This is a genomic window from Burkholderia sp. 28_3, from assembly GCF_003253915.1.
GTDB lineage: Bacteria > Pseudomonadota > Gammaproteobacteria > Burkholderiales > Burkholderiaceae > Burkholderia > Burkholderia cenocepacia.
In genome coordinates, this window is the sequence record NZ_QKZF01000013.1 from 77622 (window position 1) to 95259 (window position 17638).

General features: G+C 68.6%; 19 protein-coding genes and 1 riboswitch. Of the genes, 17 read left to right on the top strand and 2 right to left on the bottom strand.

Annotated features, from left to right (window positions below):
• Nucleotides 1-105: 105 nt before the first annotated feature.
• Together DFS13_RS24670 and DFS13_RS24675 are read right to left on the bottom strand one after the other, a co-directional pair.
• The gene (locus DFS13_RS24670) at nt 106-882 is read right to left on the bottom strand and encodes an SDR family oxidoreductase (protein ID WP_012492303.1); all 777 of its coding nucleotides are present in this window, start codon (nt 880-882) and stop codon (nt 106-108) included.
• Entirely contained in the window at nt 879-2648 is a 1770-nt protein-coding gene (locus DFS13_RS24675; protein ID WP_006488528.1) for an ABC transporter ATP-binding protein/permease, read from the bottom strand. Before DFS13_RS24675 ends, DFS13_RS24670 begins: the two co-directional genes overlap by 4 nt.
• A gap of 270 nt (nt 2649-2918) precedes the next feature.
• A riboswitch (TPP riboswitch) is annotated at nt 2919-3042 on the top strand.
• A gap of 225 nt (nt 3043-3267) precedes the next feature.
• Between DFS13_RS24675 and DFS13_RS24680 the strand changes: the two genes are divergently transcribed.
• The 17 genes from DFS13_RS24680 (at nt 3268) to hisC (ending at nt 17628) form a co-directional block, all read left to right on the top strand.
• Complete coding sequence (locus DFS13_RS24680; RefSeq protein WP_006488532.1) at nt 3268-4404, top strand: FAD-dependent oxidoreductase; 1137 nt, start codon at nt 3268-3270, stop codon at nt 4402-4404.
• Between the two features lie 32 nt (nt 4405-4436).
• On the top strand, nt 4437-4634 hold the full coding sequence (gene thiS / locus DFS13_RS24685; RefSeq protein ID WP_006488534.1) for a sulfur carrier protein ThiS: 198 nt from the start codon (nt 4437-4439) through the stop codon (nt 4632-4634).
• Between the two features lie 38 nt (nt 4635-4672).
• The gene (locus DFS13_RS24690; RefSeq protein WP_006488530.1) at nt 4673-5488 is read left to right on the top strand and encodes a thiazole synthase; all 816 of its coding nucleotides are present in this window, start codon (nt 4673-4675) and stop codon (nt 5486-5488) included.
• On the top strand, nt 5485-6609 hold the full coding sequence (thiE, locus tag DFS13_RS24695) for a thiamine phosphate synthase (RefSeq protein ID WP_077019890.1): 1125 nt from the start codon (nt 5485-5487) through the stop codon (nt 6607-6609). The genes DFS13_RS24690 and thiE overlap by 4 nt, the downstream gene beginning before the upstream one ends.
• 84 nt (nt 6610-6693) lie before the next feature.
• Nucleotides 6694-7515 carry an ABC transporter ATP-binding protein gene (locus DFS13_RS24700; protein WP_006477138.1) on the top strand — a complete coding sequence of 274 codons (822 nt, stop codon included), beginning with the start codon at nt 6694-6696 and terminating at the stop codon, nt 7513-7515.
• On the top strand, nt 7512-8279 hold the full coding sequence (gene mlaE / locus DFS13_RS24705; protein WP_006486220.1) for a lipid asymmetry maintenance ABC transporter permease subunit MlaE: 768 nt from the start codon (nt 7512-7514) through the stop codon (nt 8277-8279). The genes DFS13_RS24700 and mlaE overlap by 4 nt, the downstream gene beginning before the upstream one ends.
• A gap of 24 nt (nt 8280-8303) precedes the next feature.
• Nucleotides 8304-8864: an outer membrane lipid asymmetry maintenance protein MlaD gene (gene mlaD, locus DFS13_RS24710; protein ID WP_006486221.1), complete on the top strand. Its 561-nt coding sequence runs from the start codon at nt 8304-8306 to the stop codon at nt 8862-8864.
• A 31-nt stretch (nt 8865-8895) separates the two neighbouring features.
• Nucleotides 8896-9858, top strand: a complete 963-nt coding sequence (locus tag DFS13_RS24715) for a VacJ family lipoprotein (RefSeq protein ID WP_020979879.1) — start codon at nt 8896-8898, stop codon at nt 9856-9858.
• Nucleotides 9859-9969: 111 nt separating this feature from the next.
• Entirely contained in the window at nt 9970-10599 is a 630-nt protein-coding gene (locus tag DFS13_RS24720; RefSeq protein ID WP_012492305.1) for a phospholipid-binding protein MlaC, read from the top strand.
• Nucleotides 10596-10871 carry a lipid asymmetry maintenance protein MlaB gene (locus DFS13_RS24725; protein WP_006485329.1) on the top strand — a complete coding sequence of 92 codons (276 nt, stop codon included), beginning with the start codon at nt 10596-10598 and terminating at the stop codon, nt 10869-10871. Before DFS13_RS24720 ends, DFS13_RS24725 begins: the two co-directional genes overlap by 4 nt.
• Before the next feature lie 192 nt (nt 10872-11063).
• On the top strand, nt 11064-11990 hold the full coding sequence (locus DFS13_RS24730; RefSeq protein ID WP_006485348.1) for an ABC transporter ATP-binding protein: 927 nt from the start codon (nt 11064-11066) through the stop codon (nt 11988-11990).
• A complete protein-coding gene (locus DFS13_RS24735) occupies nt 11987-12808 on the top strand; it encodes an ABC transporter permease (protein ID WP_006485346.1) in 822 nt (273 codons plus the stop codon). The genes DFS13_RS24730 and DFS13_RS24735 overlap by 4 nt, the downstream gene beginning before the upstream one ends.
• A 53-nt stretch (nt 12809-12861) precedes the next feature.
• Nucleotides 12862-13101 (top strand): BolA family protein, encoded by a 240-nt coding sequence (locus tag DFS13_RS24740; RefSeq protein ID WP_006477131.1) that lies wholly within the window; start codon nt 12862-12864, stop codon nt 13099-13101.
• 14 nt (nt 13102-13115) lie between these two features.
• Nucleotides 13116-14465: a UDP-N-acetylglucosamine 1-carboxyvinyltransferase gene (gene murA, locus DFS13_RS24745; RefSeq protein WP_048986840.1), complete on the top strand. Its 1350-nt coding sequence runs from the start codon at nt 13116-13118 to the stop codon at nt 14463-14465.
• Complete coding sequence (gene hisG / locus DFS13_RS24750; protein ID WP_006477129.1) at nt 14462-15115, top strand: ATP phosphoribosyltransferase; 654 nt, start codon at nt 14462-14464, stop codon at nt 15113-15115. Before murA ends, hisG begins: the two co-directional genes overlap by 4 nt.
• 24 nt (nt 15116-15139) lie before the next feature.
• A complete protein-coding gene (gene hisD / locus DFS13_RS24755; protein WP_006494431.1) occupies nt 15140-16456 on the top strand; it encodes a histidinol dehydrogenase in 1317 nt (438 codons plus the stop codon).
• A gap of 98 nt (nt 16457-16554) precedes the next feature.
• The gene (gene hisC / locus DFS13_RS24760; RefSeq protein ID WP_048992134.1) at nt 16555-17628 is read left to right on the top strand and encodes a histidinol-phosphate transaminase; all 1074 of its coding nucleotides are present in this window, start codon (nt 16555-16557) and stop codon (nt 17626-17628) included.
• Nucleotides 17629-17638 lie beyond the last annotated feature (10 nt).

Sequence of the window (17638 nt, forward strand, 5' to 3'; positions counted from 1 at the left end):
TCTCGTCCCGCGCTGCCGCGTCGCGGTTATTTTACGGGCGCGCTCGCGCACGCCAAAAAGGCGGATGCAGGTTCGTGCGGAACGGCAGGCAGACGGGGCGACGCATCAGAGCGTCAGGCCGCCGTCGACGTGGATGACCTGGCCGGTGATCTGTCGCGCCGCGTCCGACAGCAGGAACGCGATCAGCGCGGCGACGTCGTCGGGTTCGGCGATCCGGCCGAGCGGCGTCGCCTGTTCGGCCTGCGCCCAGGCCGCGGCGTTGCCGGCGCTCGGGCCGTGGTCCTTGCGCGTGAAGCCCGGCGCGACCGCATTGACGGTGATGCCGCGCGCGGCGAATTCGGCGGCGGCGGTACGCACCAGCGATTCGAGCGCGGCTTTCGCGGCGGCGGTCGCCGCGAACGGCGCATCGGCGCGGTAGCGGTGCGCGACGAACGAACTGACCGCGACGATCCGCGGCGCGATCGATGCTTCGAGCAGCGGCCGCGCGCGGCCCGCGAGCGCGGAGAACGCACCGGGCATCGCCGCGAACGCGGACGCGAGCGCATCCGCCGAGAGTTCGGAAAAGGATTGCCGCGCGGCGAAGCCGGCGTTCGCGACGAGCTGGTCGAGCCCGCCGAAGCGGGTGGCGACGGCATCGACGAGCGTGGCAGCCACGCCGGGCTCAGCGAGATCGCCGGTCAACGTCACGCATTCCGCGCCGGCCGCCGTGCACGCCTGGGCGACTGCTGCGAGCCGCGCGCGTGCCGCATCGTCCGCGCCGCGCGCATGCAGCGCCAGCGCGACGCCGGGCGCCGCGAGCCGCCGCGCGAGCGCCGCGCCGATCCCCGACCCCGCGCCGGTGATCAGCGCGATCCGGGCGACGTGCGCGGCGCGTGCGTTCACGCGGCGACCTTGTCGTCGCTGCTCACGCGCTCGACGTTGATCGTGCCGACGTGGAACGCGGCCAGCGATTCGCGGTGCGCGATGCTGACGATCGCGGCCTTCGGCAGCCGTTCGGCGAACAGGTGATAGAGGCGGGCTTCGTTGTCGGCGTCGAGCGCGCTGGTCGCCTCGTCGAGGAACAGGAAGTCGGGCTTGTGCAGCAGCACGCGCGCGCCGGCCAGACGCTGCTGTTCGCCCGGCGACAGCACGCGGGTCCAGTGCGCGGTTTCGTCGAGGCGCTCGACGTAATCCTCGAGACGGCACGCGCGCAGCGCATCGCGGCATGCTTCATCGCTGAACGTGTCGGGCGTCGCCGGGTAGGTGAGCGCGGCCTTCAGCGTGCCGATCGGCAAATAGCTGGTTTGCGGCACGAACATCATCCGCGCACCGACCGGCGCGTCGATCGCGCCGTCGCCGAACGGCCACAGCCCCGCGAGCGCGCGCATGAACGTGCTCTTGCCGGAACCGGACTTGCCGACCACGAGCCAGCGCGAGCCGGGCTCGATCGTGACGTCGCCGATGTTCGCGAGCGCGTTGCCGTTCGGCAGCGCGAGCTTGAGCGACGACGTGGACAGCTTCGCGGCGTCGATGTAGTGCAGGTTGATGCCGCCGTGCTCGGTCGCGGGCGACAGGCTTTCCTTCAGGTGCGACGTGCCCATCACGCGCTTGAATTCGCGCAGACGGTTGACGGTGGCGCGCCATTCGACGAGGGTCGAGTAGCTGTTGATGAACCACGAGAACGAATCGCTGACGGTGCCGAACGCGGACGAGATCTGCATCAGCACGCCGAACGAGAACGCACCGGCAAAGTAGCGCGGCGCGGCGACGACGAGCGGGAAGATGATCGCGATCTGCCCGTAGAAGCTCAGCACGAACGTGAGCCGCTTCGTGTACTTCATCACGCGCCACCAGTTGTCGCGGATGCGCATGAAGAGGCTCTGCGCGTTGCCGGCCTCGGTCTTCTCGCCGTCGTAGAACGCGATCTGCTCGGCGTTCTCGCGCACGCGGATCAGCCCGAAGCGGAAATCGGCCTCGACGCGCTGCTGCTGGTAGTTGATCGACACGAGCGGATGACCGACCTTCTGGATGATCAGCGAGCCGATCACCGCGTACAGCGCGGCCGCCCACACCATGTAGCCGGGAATCGCGATCGGCGTCGCGCCGAGCGTGAACGTCAGCGCGCCGGCGAGCGACCACAGGATCGTGATGAACGACACGAGCGTGACGACCGTCGACAGCAGGTCGAGCGACAGCGCGAGCGTCGTGGTCGCGAACGACTGGAGGTCGTCGGTGATCCGCTGGTCGGGGTTGTCGGCGAGGCGGTCACGCTCGATCCTGTAGAACGCGCGATCGCCGAGCCACTGGCCGAGAAAGCGGTCGGTGAGCCACTGGCGCCAGCGGAAGCCGAGCATCTGGCGCAGGTAGCGGCCGTAGACGGCGAGGATGATGAAGCCGAACGCGAGCGCGGAGAACTGCATCAGCAGGTTCGGGAAGTCGTGGACGTCCTTCGACTGCAGCGCGTTGTAGAACTGCGCGTTCCACTTGTTCAGCTTGACGTTGATCCAGACCACGCAGAGGTTGATCGCGATGATCGTGACCAGCAACCCCCACGCGATTTTCCATTCGGACGATACCCAGTAGGGCTTGATGAGGCTCCATGCGGATACCGGGCGCTCGTCCTGCGGCGCGTCGGAGGCGGAGCGGACGGGATCGATCGATTGGGTCATGTGCTTCCTGATGATGAGCCGGCGCGCGGGCCGGGCGAAACCGGGCGCGCGCCGCGATACGGCATGCCGGGGCGCGGCGCCGACGGACGGCGGGCGTCCGGATGGTCGCCCGTGCGTCTTAAACGGCACTTAAAAACCGGCGGTGACGCGGCAACCGGCCGCTCGCGCGGCCGGCCTGCGGGCATTGTGCCAGAGCGGCGCGGCGCGCCGGCGAATTTGCCGCAAGGGGGACAGTTTGCGGCGCTTTCCGCTTTTATGGTCTAATGGCCGACGACGAAACAGGGGTGCTTCGTGGCGCGGCCGGCAGATGTTCCGGGCAGCGCGGCGAGGCTGAGAAAGACCCTTCGCACCCGATCCGGGTAATACCGGCGAGGGAAGTTTCTGATCCCGCCGGGCCGCGCTGGCCGCCATCCCATATGGTCAGCGCCCGAGTCCCGCCCGGCCGGCCTTTGCTGCCGGTTTCGTCCTTTTGGGTACGCGCATTGCGCGTTACGGAAGGAATGATGACCGCACAATCTTCAGTCTTTTGCATGGTTCCCGGCCCGATGTCGCGTGCGTTCGCATGCGGTGGCGCGTGCACGTCGACGCTCGTCGCGCGTGACCGCGCGGAGGGCGCGCGATGAACGTCCGGGATGCACGACCCGATTTCGCGGTACTCGGCGGCGGCCTCGTCGGCCGCCTGATCGCGTGGCGGCTCGCCGGTGACGGGCATCGCGTCGCGCTCTACGAGCGCGGCGGGCCGGACGGCGAGCAGTCGGCCGCGTGGATCGCGGCCGCGATGCTCGCGCCGCTCGCGGAAGCGGCGAGCGCGGAGCTGCTGATCACCGAGCTCGGTGCCGCGTCGCTCGCGCGCTGGCCGCAGTGGCTCGCGGAACTGCCCGAACCCGTCTTCTTCCAGCATCGCGGCACGCTCGTCGTCTGGCATCACGCGGACCGCGCGGAGGCGCCGCTGTTCGAGCGGCGCGTGCGCGCGAACGCGCCGGCCGAGTTGTTCGACGGCGGTTTCGTGACGCTGGCCGGTGCGCAGGTCGACGCGGCCGAACCCGCGCTCGCGGGCCGCTTCGCGCGCGGGCTGATGCTGCCGCGCGAAGGCCAGCTCGACAACCGCCAGGCGCTGCGCGCGCTCGCCGCGGGCCTCGCCGAACGCGGCGTCGCGCTGCACTGGCACGCGGCGGTCGACGACGCGAACCTGCCCGCCGCGCATGTCACGATCGATTGTCGCGGGCTCGGCGCGAAACCCGCGCTGCCCGCGTTGCGCGGCATCCGCGGCGAAGTCGCGCGCGTGCACGCGCCCGGCATCGGGCTCACGCGGCCCGTGCGGCTGCTGCATCCGCGCTACCCGCTGTACATCGCACCGAAGCAGGACGATCTCTATGTGATCGGCGCGACCGAGGTGGAGGGCGAGGACATGTCGCCCGTGAGCGTGCGTTCCGCGCTCGAACTGCTGAGCGCGGCGTTCTCCGTGCATCCGGCGTTCGGCGAGGCGCGCATCCTCGAACTCAACGCGCAGTGCCGGCCGACGCTGCCCGATCATCGTCCGGCGGTGATCTGGGACGGCGCGTCGACGCTCGCCGTCAACGGCCTGTACCGGCACGGCTTCATGATCGCGCCGGAAGTCGCGCAGGCGGCCGTCGCGTGTGCGCAGGCCGCGCTCGGCGGCACGCTCGGCGATCCCGACGCATTTGCCGCATGGCGCGCCACCGCGCGCTGGCCGACGCTTCTCCATCACCGCAACGACGCGCACCAGCCGGCCTGACGCGCGCCGCCGACCGAATTCGACCCAGCCTCATGGATATCCAGATCAATCAACAGACCCTGACGTTGCCCGACGGCGCGACGGTGGCCGACGCGCTCGCCGCGTACGGCGCGCGTCCGCCGTACGCGGTGGCGCTGAACGGCAATTTCGTCGCGCGTACGCAGCATGCGGCGCGCGCGCTCGCGGCGGGCGACCGGCTCGACGTCGTGCACCCCGTCGCGGGCGGCTGAGCGCCGCCGGTTCGTCCCCGCTCTTCCAGGAAAACGACATGACGTCCCCCACCTCCGCCGACACGCTGACGCTGTACGGCGAAACCTTCGCAAGCCGCGTGCTGCTCGGCACGTCGCGCTATCCGTCGCTGCAGTCGCTGTCCGATTCGATCGCCGCGTCGCGCCCCGGGATGGTGACGGTCGCGCTGCGCCGCCAGATGACGGGCGGCACGGCCGAAGCCGGCTTCTTCGACCTGCTCAAGCGCCACGCGGTGCCGCTGCTGCCGAACACGGCCGGCTGCCAGACCGTCGCCGAAGCCGTGACCACCGCGCACATGGCGCGCGAGGTCTTCGGCACCGACTGGATCAAGCTCGAGCTGATCGGCGACGACTACACGCTGCAGCCCGACCCGGTCGGGCTGATCGATGCCGCCGCGCAACTGGTCAAGGACGGTTTCAAGGTGCTGCCGTACTGCACCGAGGATCTCGTGATCGGCCGGCGCCTGCTCGACGTCGGCTGCGAGGCACTGATGCCGTGGGGCGCGCCGATCGGCACCGGCAAGGGCGTCGTGAATCCGTACGGCCTGCGCGTGCTGCGCGAACGGCTGCCGGACGTGCCGCTGATCGTCGACGCGGGGCTCGGCGTGCCGTCGCACGCGTGCCAGGTGATGGAGTGGGGTTTCGACGGCGTGCTGCTGAATACGGCCGTGTCGCAGGCGACGCACCCGGAGATCATGGCGCGCGCGTTTGCGCAGGGCGTCGAGGCCGGCCGTGCCGCGTATCTCGCCGGCCCGATGGATGCGCGCGAAACCGCGCACGCGAGCACGCCGGTCGTCGGGATGCCGTTCTGGCACCAGGACGGAGGCGGCGCATGAGCGCGCGCTTCGCCGATGCGTTCTGGCCGCCGGCCGACGAGCTGGCCGAAGCGGCCGAGCGGATTCGCGCGCGGCTCGGCGACTGGCCGGACGGCGCGGCGCCGTGGCGGCTCTGCGTGGCGGCGCCCGACGTGCCGGCCGACGGCGACGTGCTGATCGTGTCGGCCGGCGATCGCGCCGCGCAGGCGCGTGCGTCGGCCGTGTCGCGGCCAGCGTCGCCCGATGCGGTGGCGATCGAATTCGACGAGCGCAGCGCCGTGCTGCATGCGGCGGGCGTGCGCTACGCGCTGGACGCCGCGCATCCGCTCGCGGACGACTGGATCGCGGCGCTTGCCGCATTCCTCGATTGCGGCTTCGCACCGGTCGACGCGCTGGTTCTCGCGCTGGCGTGGCGCGACGGCGACGAGACGCACGCCGCCGACGCATGGCCGGTCGATGCCGAGCGATTCCCGTGCGTCGCCGGGCTGCCGCCCGCGCCGGAGCCGGCGTTCCCGCCGTGCCCCGCGCAACTCGGCCTCTATCCGGTCGTGCCGAGCGCCGAATGGGTCGAACGCGTGCTCGATGGCGGCGCGCGAACCGTGCAATTGCGCGTGAAAGATGCGACGCCGGACGCACTCCGTCAAGAAATCGCGCGCGCGGTCGCGGCCGGGCGCCGCTATCCCGATGCGCGCGTGTTCATCAACGATCACTGGCAGATCGCCGCAGAAGAGGGGGCGTACGGGGTACATCTCGGTCAGGAGGACCTCGAAACGGCCGATCTGGCCGCGATCGCGCGCGCGGGCCTGCGGCTCGGACTGTCGAGCCACGGTTATTACGAGATGTTGCGGGCGCTGCACGAACGGCCGAGCTACCTCGCGCTCGGCCCCGTGTACGCGACCGCGACCAAGGCCGTCGCCGCGCCGCCGCAGGGTTTGGCGCGGATTGCCCGCTACGCGCGCTTCGCCGGCGCGCGGGCGCCGCTGGTCGCGATCGGTGGGGTGGGGCTCGACGCGCTGCCGGCCGTGCTGGCGACGGGCGTCGGCAGCGTCGCGGTGGTCAGCGCGGTCACGGGCGCGGCCGACTATCGGACGGCGCTTATTGCACTGCAGCAGTGCTTTGCCGGACAATTTGACAATCGTTGACCGGAGGGCCCGGAACGGCGTCACGACATCATTCCAATGCAGGCCCTATAATTCGGCGTTCTGCGTAAAAGGACTGTCAGCTCCGTGAGCCCCACTCCTACCGAGACCCTGCTGGAACTTCGCGACGTCGACTTTGGCTACGGCGACCGCCTCGTCCTGTCCAACCTGAACCTGCGCTTCGGGCGCGGGCAGGTCGTCGCGGTCATGGGCGGCTCGGGTTGCGGCAAGACCACCGTGCTGCGCCTGATCGGCGGCCTCGTGCGCGCACGCCGCGGCCAGGTGCTGTTCGACGGCGCCGATGTCGGCGCGCAAACGCGCGACGGGCTGTATGCGTTGCGCCGCAAGATGGGCATGCTGTTCCAGTTCGGCGCGTTGTTTACCGACATGTCGGTGTTCGAGAACGTCGCGTTCGCGCTGCGCGAACATACCGATCTGCCCGAAGACCTGATCCGCGACCTCGTGCTGATGAAGCTCAACGCGGTCGGGCTGCGCGGCGCGCGCGACTTGATGCCGTCCGAGGTGTCGGGCGGGATGGCGCGCCGCATCGCGCTGGCACGCGCGATCGCGCTCGATCCGCAGCTCATCATGTACGACGAGCCGTTCGCGGGCCTCGATCCGATCTCGCTCGGCATCACCGCGAACCTGATCCGCACGCTGAACCAGGCGCTCGGCGCGACGTCGATCCTCGTCACGCACGACGTGCCGGAATCGTTCGCGATCGCCGATTACGTGTATTTTCTGGCCAATGGCGGCGTGCTCGCGCAGGGTACGCCCGACGAGCTGCGCGCGTCGACCGATCCGAGCGTGCGGCAATTCATCGACGGCGCGCCGGACGGCCCGTTCAAATTTCATTACACGAGCCCGCCGCTCGCGGCGGATTTCGGGCTCGGCGGAGGGCGCGCATGATCAGCGCGATCGGACGTTACGTCATCGGCGGCCTCGAGCGCGCGGGCTACGGCACGCGCCTGTTCGTGCGCCTCGTGCTGGAATTCTTCCCGCTGCTGCGCCGGCCGCGGCTGGTCACGAAGCAGATCCACTTCCTCGGCAACTATTCGTTCGTGATCATCGCCGTGTCGGGGCTGTTCGTCGGCTTCGTGCTCGGGCTGCAGGGCTATTACACGCTGAACCGCTACGGTTCCGAGCAGGCGCTCGGCCTGCTGGTCGCGCTGTCGCTCGTGCGCGAGCTCGGGCCGGTCGTCACCGCGCTGCTGTTCGCGGGCCGCGCGGGCACGTCGCTCACGGCCGAGATCGGCCTGATGAAGGCCGGCGAGCAGCTCACCGCGCTCGAGATGATGGCGGTCGACCCGATCAAGAACGTGATTGCGCCGCGCATGTGGGCGGGCATCATCGCGATGCCGCTGCTGGCCGCGATCTTCAACGCGGTCGGCGTGCTCGGCGGTTATTTCGTCGGCGTCGTGCTGATCGGCGTCGATCCGGGCGCGTTCTGGTCGCAGATGCAGGGCGGGGTCCAGGTCTGGGCCGACGTCGGCAACGGCGTGATCAAGAGCATCGTGTTCGGCTTCGCCGTGACCTTCATTGCGCTGTACCAGGGGTATGAAGCGAAGCCCACGCCCGAGGGCGTGTCGCGCGCGACCACCAAGACGGTCGTGTTCGCGTCGCTCGCCGTACTCGGCCTCGATTTCCTGCTGACCGCGCTGATGTTCAGCTAAGCCTCAGCCAAGCCAAATTTTGGGATGACGATGAAAAAGACTGCTCTCGACTTCTGGGTCGGCCTGTTCGTGGTGGTGGGCTTCCTTGCGGTGCTGTTCCTGGCGCTGAAGGTCGGCAACATGAGCTCGCTGTCGTTTCAGCCGACCTATTCGGTGAGAATGAAATTCGACAATATCGGCGGGCTGAAGCCGCGCGCGGCCGTGAAGAGCGCCGGCGTCGTGGTCGGCCGCGTGAAGTCGATCGGCTTCGACACGAACACGTACCAGGCGCTCGTCACGATCGACGTCGACGGCCAGTACCAATTCCCGAAGGATTCGTCGGCGAAGATCCTGACGTCGGGCCTGCTCGGCGAGCAATATATCGGCCTCGATCCGGGCGGCGACACCGAAATGCTGAAGGCGGGCGATACGATCACGATGACGCAATCTGCGATCGTGCTCGAGAACCTGATCGGCCAGTTCCTGTACAGCAAGGCCGCCGATGCGGGCGGTGCGAAGCCGGCAGCCGGCGCATCGGCCGCGCCGGCCGCGCCTGCGCCGGTGGCGGTGCCGGCGTCGGCGGTGTCCGGTTCAGCCGGCCAATAACCACACGAGAGAAAACAAGAGGGTAATGACCATGCACACGATCCGCATCAGGCACGCCGCGCTGGCGGTAGCGGCAGTCGCCGCGTTGAGCGGCTGCGCGACCGTGCAGACGCCGACCAAGGGCGATCCGCTCGAAGGCTTCAACCGGACGATGTACAAGTTCAACGACACGGTCGACACGTACGCGCTGAAACCGGTCGCGAAGGGCTACCAGTACGTGGTGCCGCAGCCGGTGCGCGACAGCGTGACGAACTTCTTCTCGAACATCGGCGACGTCTACATCGCGGCGAACAACATCGTGCAGCTGCGCATCGCGGACGGCGTCGGCGACATCATGCGCGTCGTGATCAACACGGTGTTCGGCGTCGGCGGTCTGTTCGACGTCGCGACGATCGCGAAGCTGCCGAAGCACACGGCCGACTTCGGGATTACGATGGGCCGCTACGGCATGCCGTCGGGCCCGTATCTCGTGCTGCCGCTGCTCGGCCCGAGCACGCTGCGCGACACGGCCGGCCTCGGCGTCGACTACGTCGGCAACCCGCTTACCTACGTGAAGCCGGATGGCCTGAGCTGGGGCCTGTTCGGCGTGAACCTCGTCAACACGCGTGCGAACCTGCTCGGCGCGGGCGACGTGCTGGACGCCGCGGCGCTCGACAAGTATTCGTTCGTGCGCAACGCGTACCTGCAGCGCCGTCAGGCGCTGATCAGCAACGCCCGCGGCGAGGCCGCCGTAACGTCGAACAACGACGCGCTGCCGAAGTACGACCTGCCGGAAGACGGCGCGGCACCGGCGGCAGCCGGCGCGGCCGGTACCGCGGGTGCGGCGGCGGTGGGCGGTGCGGCGCCGGCGGGCGCATCGGGCGCGGCGGTTGCTGCGCCGGCGTCGGGCACGGCCGAATCGCCGAACCCGGCCAGCGAGACGAACGTGCCGGCGATGCAGGTGGCGCCGCCGTCGCCGGGCGGGTTCCGGTTCCCGAGCATCCGGCTGCACTGACGGACTTACATTCGTTACAGCCGGAAACGATTCAGTCGGTAGCGTACGCGAACTTGCGCGTAAGCTACCTGCTCCAACCTTCGCATCGACTCATTCATGCAGGCCACTATGATGAAAAAACTGTTCCTGATCCCCGTTTTCGCGGCGCTGTTCTCGTTCGGCAGCGCAGCTCACGCGCAAGTCGACCAGTCGAACCCGCAGGCGCTGATCAAGACGGCGACGCAGCAGGTGCTCGACGAAGTCAAGCAGCAGACGATCAAGCAGGGCGACACCAACCGCATCATCTCGATCGTCAACAAGGACATCCTGCCGTACACCGATTTCCGCCGCACCACGCAGCTCGCGATGGGCCGCAACTGGCGCACGGCGACGGCCGAGCAGCAACAGCAGGTTCAGGAGCAGTTCAAGCTGCTGCTGATCCGCACGTATTCGGGCGCGCTCGCGCAGCTGAAGCCGGACCAGCAGATCCAGTACCCGCCGTTCCGTGCGGATCCGGCCGATACCGACGTCGTGGTCAAGACGGTCGCGATGAACAACGGCCAGCCGGTCCAGATCGATTACCGCCTGTACAAGACGGCGAACGGCTGGAAGGTGTATGACCTGAACGTGCTCGGCGCATGGCTGATCCAGACCTACCAGCAGCAGTTCAACGAGAAGATCCAGCAAAGCGGCGTGGAAGGGCTGATCCAGTTCCTGACGCAGCGCAACCAGCAACTTGCCGCCGGCAAGCAAGCGTCGTGAGCGGCTTCGAAGCCGGCTCCTCGCTGACCGTCGCGAGCGCGAAGTCCGCGCTCGCGGCCGGTCTTGCGCGCATCGGTGCGGGCGCAACCGCCGTCGATTGCGCGGCGCTGACGCAGTTCGACTCGTCCGCGCTCGCCGTGCTGCTCGCATGGCAACGTGCCGCCAAAGCGCGCGGCGCGACCCTCGACATCCTCAATCTCCCTCCGAAGCTCGCCAGCCTCGCGCACGCCTACGGCGTCGACGCGCTCATCGAAGGCACCGGGCGACATTGATCCTGTCCGACCGAAGCCTGCCGCGCCAGCCGGCGCGCGCATGCTTCAGGCCGCGCGCCCTCGGCGCCGGCTCCCCCAGCCGGTTTGCCCTATAATCAAGCGTTTTGCGGGGCAGCCAATCGGCGTCCGGCCCCCATTTTCTTTCGCAGCAAGCACAGAATAGGCGTCGCGGCCCTGGCGTCGCGCACAGTCATGTCAGCCATAGAAATCCGTCACGTCAAGAAGCGCTACAAGTCGCTTCAGGCGCTCAAGGGCGTCAGCCTGTCGGTCGAGGAAGGCGAGTTTTTCGGTCTGCTCGGCCCCAACGGCGCAGGCAAGACCACGCTCATCAGTATCCTCGCCGGGCTCGCCCGGGCCGACGAAGGCAGTATCTCGGTGCGCGGTCACGACGTCGTCCAGGACTTCCGCAATGCGCGCCGCGCGCTCGGCGTCGTGCCGCAGGAACTCGTTTTCGACCCGTTCTTCACCGTCCGCGAGACGCTGCGGATCCAGTCCGGCTACTTCGGGCTGCGCCGCAACGACGACTGGATCGATGAAGTGATGGCCAATCTCGATCTCACCGAGAAAGCCGACGCGAACATGCGCGCGCTGTCGGGCGGGATGAAGCGCCGCGTGCTCGTCGCGCAGGCGCTCGTGCACCGGCCGCCGGTGATCGTGCTCGACGAGCCGACCGCCGGCGTCGACGTCGAATTGCGCCAGACGCTGTGGAAATTCATCTCGCGCCTGAACCGCGAGGGTCACACGATCGTGCTGACCACCCATTACCTCGAGGAAGCCGAGTCGCTGTGCGACCGCATCGCGATGCTGCGCCGGGGCGAAGTCGTCGCGCTCGACCGCACCGACGCGCTGCTGCGCCGGTTCGCGGGCCTGCAACTGTATCTGCGGTTCGCGACCGGTGCGCTGCCGGCCGAGCTGCGCGGGCTGGAGACCGATCCGGCCGCGCGCGCGCCGGGCGAGCACCTGCTGCGTCTCGGGAGCTACGACGAGGTCGAACGCATCCTCGCGCAATGCCGCGCGGCCGGCTGCACGTTCGACGAGATCGAGGTCCGCAAGGCCGACCTCGAGGATGTGTTCGTCCAGGTGATGAACGGGGCCGAGGTGATCGAGGGGCTGGCATGAATCAACACTCCCCACGCGAACTGCGTTCGCTGACGTCCGAGGGGACGGCCCGGCGCGTGCCGGGAAGCGGGTTTCGCACGCTGTTCTACAAGGAACTGCTGCGTTTCTGGAAGGTGTCGTTCCAGACGGTGCTCGCGCCGATCGTCACCGCGCTGCTGTATCTGACGATCTTCGGCCACGCGCTGTCGGGCCGCGTCGAGGTCTATCCGGGCGTCGAGTACGTGAGCTTTCTCGTGCCGGGCCTCGTGATGATGAGCGTGCTGCAGAACGCGTTCGCGAACAGCTCGTCGTCGCTGATCCAGTCGAAGATCACCGGCAACCTCGTGTTCATGCTGCTGCCGCCGCTGTCGTACCGCGACATCTTCGGCGCGTACGTGCTCGCGTCCGTGGTGCGCGGGCTCGCGGTCGGCACCGGCGTGTTCGTCGTGACGATCTGGTTTATCCCGATGCACTTCGCGGCGCCGCTGTTCATCATTGCGTTCGCGCTGCTCGGCTCGGCAATCCTCGGCACGCTCGGCCTGATCGCCGGGATCTGGGCCGAGAAGTTCGACCAGCTCGCCGCGTTCCAGAACTTCCTGATCATGCCGCTGACGTTCCTGTCCGGCGTGTTCTATTCGACGCACTCGCTGCCGCCCGTGTGGCGCGAAGTGTCGCGTCTCAACCCGTTTTTCTACATGATCGACGGCTTCCGTTTCGGGTTCTTCGGCGCGTCCGACATCAACCCGTTCGCGAGCCTCGCGATCGTCACCGGTTTCTTCGTGCTGCTCGCGCTGATCGCGATGCGGCTGCTCGCGACCGGCTACAAACTGCGTCATTGATATCGTCAGGCCGCGGCCGCCCAGGGCGGCGCGCGCCACAGGAGCCTTACACCATGTTGCCGACTCCCGAACAGGTCAAGCAATACATCGCCGGCGGTCTCGCCTGCACGCATCTGGAAGTCGAAGGCGACGGCCAGCATTTCTTCGCGACGATCGTGTCGGCGGCCTTCGAAGGCAAGCGGCCGATCCAGCGGCACCAGCTCGTCTATGCGGCGCTCGGCGATCGCATGAAGCAGGAAATTCACGCGCTCAGCATGAAGACGCTGACGCCCGCCGAATGGCAGAACGCATAAACGGAAATCACTGAGTGCAAGTCACCGTCAACGAGCGCGACGCCGTCCAGAGCGTCGCCACGGCACACCCGGCCGCCAACGGGGAATCGCAGGGACAGGGGATGGACAAACTCGCGATCGAAGGCGGTCGCCGCCTGTCCGGCGAGATCGTCGTGTCGGGCGCGAAGAACGCCGCGCTGCCGATCCTGTGCGCGGGTCTGCTCACCGCCGACCCGGTCGATCTCGACAACGTGCCGAACCTGAAGGACGTGCGCACGACGCTGAAGGTGCTGAACCAGATGGGCGTGAAGAGCGAGACCGACGGCTGCCGCGTGCAGCTCGACGCGTCGCGCGTCGACAACCTCGTCGCGCCGTACGAGCTCGTGAAGACGATGCGCGCGTCGATCCTCGTGCTCGGGCCGCTGCTCGCGCGTTTCGGCGAGGCGAAGGTGTCGCTGCCGGGCGGCTGCGCGATCGGCGCGCGACCGGTCGACCAGCACATCAAGGGCCTGCAGGCGATGGGCGCCGAGATCAGCATCGAGCACGGCTTCATCGAGGCGCGCGCGAAGCGCCTGAAGGGCGCGCGCATCGTGACCGACATGATCACGGTGACGGGCACGGAAAACCTGCTGATGGCCGCGACGCTCGCCGACGGCGAGACGGTGATCGAAAACGCCGCGCGCGAGCCGGAAGTGAGCGATCTCGCACACTTGCTGGTCGCGATGGGCGCGAAAATCGACGGCATCGGCACCGATCGCCTCGTGATCCAGGGCGTCGAGCGGCTGCACGGCGCGCGTCATTCGGTGATCCCCGACCGGATCGAGGCCGGCACGTTCCTGTGCGCGGTCGCGGCGGCCGGCGGCGACGTGATGCTGACGGGCGTGCGCCCGCACATCCTCGACGCGGTGATCGACAAGCTGCGCGAAGCCGGCGTGTCGATCGAGGAAGGCGACAGCTGGCTGCGCGTGAAGATGGATCGCCGCCCGTCGGCGGTGACGATCCGCACGTCGGAATACCCGGCGTTCCCGACCGACATGCAGGCGCAGTTCATGGCCCTCAATACGGTCGCGACGGGCACCGCGCAGGTCGTCGAGACCATTTTCGAGAACCGCTTCATGCATGTGCAGGAGCTGAACCGGCTCGGCGCGAACATCACGATCGACGGCAACACGGCGCTCGTGACGGGCGTCGACAAGCTGTCGGGCGCGAACGTGATGGCGACCGACCTGCGTGCGTCGGCGAGCCTCGTGATCGCCGGGCTGCGCGCCGACGGCGAAACGCTCGTCGACCGCATCTATCACCTGGACCGCGGCTACGACCGCATGGAAGCCAAACTGACCGCCGTCGGCGCGAACGTGCGCCGCCTTTCCGGGAGCCAAGCATGACCGCGCCGCTGACCCTCGCCCTGTCGAAGGGCCGGATTTTCGAGGAAACCCTGCCGCTGCTGGCCGCCGCCGGCGTGCAGGTGGCCGAGGACCCGGAAACGTCGCGCAAGCTGATCCTGCCGACGACCGATCCGAACCTGCGCGTGATCATCGTGCGCGCGAGCGACGTGCCGACCTACGTCGAATACGGCGCGGCCGATTTCGGCGTGGCCGGCAAGGACGTGCTGGTCGAGCACGGCGGCTCGGGCCTGTACCAGCCGATCGATCTGAACATTGCGCGCTGCCGGATGTCGGTGGCCGTGCCGGCCGGCTTCGACTACGCGAACGCAGTGCGCCAGGGCGCGCGTCTGCGGGTCGCGACCAAATACGTCGAAACGGCGCGCGAACACTTTGCCGCGAAGGGCGTGCACGTCGACCTGATCAAGCTGTACGGCTCGATGGAGCTCGCGCCGCTGGTCGGGCTGGCCGACGCGATCGTCGACCTCGTCAGCTCGGGCGGCACGCTGAAGGCGAACAATCTGGTCGAGGTCGAGGAGATCATGGCGATCTCGTCGCGCCTCGTCGTGAACCAGGCCGCGCTGAAACTGAAGCGCGCGGCGCTCAAGCCGATCCTCGACGCGTTCGAACGCGCGTCGCAGAATGGCGGTTGAGCGCATCACCGTAACGGAACTCCCATGTCCATCACCATCCGCAAGCTCGATTCGACGAACGAAGGCTTCGGCGCCGCGCTGCGCGCCGTGCTCGCGTTCGAGGCGAGCGAAGACGAAGCGATCGAGCAATCGGTCGCGAAGATCCTCGCCGACGTGAAGTCGCGCGGCGACGCCGCGGTGCTCGAGTACACGAACCGCTTCGACCGGCTGAGCGCGAACAGCGTCGCCGCGCTCGAATTGCCGCAGGACGCGCTGCAGACGGCGCTCGACGGCCTCGCGCCGAAGGCGCGCGCGGCGCTGGAAGCGGCCGCGGCGCGGGTGCGCGCGTACCACGAGAAGCAGAAGATCGAGTGCGGCACGCATAGCTGGCAGTACACGGAAAGCGACGGCACGGTGCTCGGCCAGAAGGTCACGCCGCTCGACCGCGTCGGCCTGTACGTGCCGGGCGGCAAGGCCGCGTATCCGTCGTCGGTGCTGATGAACGCGATTCCCGCGCGCGTCGCGGGGGTCGGCGAGATCGTGATGGTCGTGCCGACGCCGGACGGCGTGAAGAACGACCTCGTGCTGGCCGCAGCGCTGCTCGGCGGCGTCGATCGCGTGTTCACGATCGGCGGCGCGCAGGCGGTCGGCGCGCTCGCATACGGCACCGAGACGGTGCCGGCCGTCGACAAGATCTGCGGCCCCGGCAACGCGTACGTCGCGTCGGCGAAGCGCCGCGTGTTCGGCACGGTCGGCATCGACATGATCGCCGGGCCGTCGGAAATCCTCGTGCTGTGCGACGGCACGACCGATCCGAACTGGGTCGCGATGGACCTGTTCTCGCAGGCCGAGCACGACGAACTCGCGCAGTCGATCCTGCTGTGCCCGGACGGTGCGTTCCTCGATCGCGTCGAAAAGGCGATCGACGAGCTGCTGCCGACGATGCCGCGCCAGGACGTGATCCGCGCGTCGCTCGAGGGCCGCGGCGCGCTGATCAAGGTGCGCGACATGGCCGAGGCGTGCCGGATCGCCAACGACATCGCGCCGGAACACCTCGAAATTTCGGCGCTGGAGCCGCAGCAATGGGGCCAGCAGATCCGCCACGCGGGCGCGATCTTCCTCGGCCGCTACACGAGCGAGAGCCTCGGCGACTACTGCGCGGGCCCGAACCACGTGCTGCCGACATCGCGCACCGCGCGCTTCTCGTCGCCGCTCGGCGTGTACGACTTCATCAAGCGCTCGAGCCTGATCGAGGTCAGCGCGGAAGGCGCGCAGACGCTCGGCGAGATCGCGTCCGAGCTCGCTTACGGCGAAGGACTGCAGGCGCACGCAAGGAGCGCCGAGTTCCGGATGAAGGGCTGACCGCGCATTTTTGGAGCGGGGCAGGAGACGAGTGCAGGGCGGCAGCCGCCGCCCTGCCGACCCTTTGACGCCGGCGCGACGCACGCCGGCTTGAGACCATGACGACGCCACAAGACATCATCCGCCGCGACGTGCTCGCGATGACCAGCTATCCGGTGCCGGACGCGAGCGGGTTCGTGAAGCTCGACGCGATGGAGAACCCGTATCCGCTGCCGGCGCCGCTCGCCGCGGCGCTCGGCGAGCGGCTCGCGCAGGTCGCGCTGAACCGCTACCCGGCGCCGCGCCCGGCCGCGCTGCTCGACAAGCTGCGCCACGCGATGCGTGTGCCGGCCGGCTGCGACGTGCTGCTCGGCAACGGTTCCGACGAAATCATCAGCATGATCTCGGTCGCGTGCGCGCAGCCGGGCGCGAAGGTGCTCGCACCGGTGCCGGGCTTCGTGATGTACGAACTGTCGGCGAAGTTCGCGCAGCTCGAATTCGTCGGCGTGCCGCTGCGGGCCGACCTGACGCTCGACGTCGACGCGATGCTCGCGGCGATCGCCGAGCACCGGCCGGCGATCGTCTATCTCGCGTACCCGAACAACCCGACCGGCACGCTGTACGACGATGCCGACGTCGAACGGATCGTCGCGGCCGCGCGCCACAGCCTGATCGTGATCGACGAGGCGTACCAGCCGTTCGCCGAGCGTTCGTGGCTGCCGCGCGCCGCCGAGTTCGACAACGTCGTCGTGATGCGCACGGTGTCGAAGCTCGGCCTCGCGGGCATCCGCCTCGGCTATCTCGTCGGCTTGCCCGCGTGGCTGAACGAGTTCGACAAGGTGCGCCCGCCGTACAACATCAACGTGCTGACCCAGGCGACCGCCGATTTTCTGCTCGATCACCTCGACGTGCTCGACGCGCAGGCGGCCGAATTGCGTGCGGAGCGCGCGCGCCTCGCGCAGGCGGTGGCCGCGCTGCCCGGAGCGACGGTGTTCCCGAGCGCCGGCAATTTCCTGCTGGTGCGGGTGCCGGACGCGGCTGCCGTGTTCGATGCGCTGCTCACCGAGCGGGTGCTGGTCAAAAACGTGAGTAAAATGCATCCATTACTGGCCGAATGCGTGCGGCTGACCGTCGGTTCTCCCGACGAAAACGCCCGCCTGCTGGCCGCCTTGAAACTCGCGCTGCCCGGTTGAGCCCAGGGCG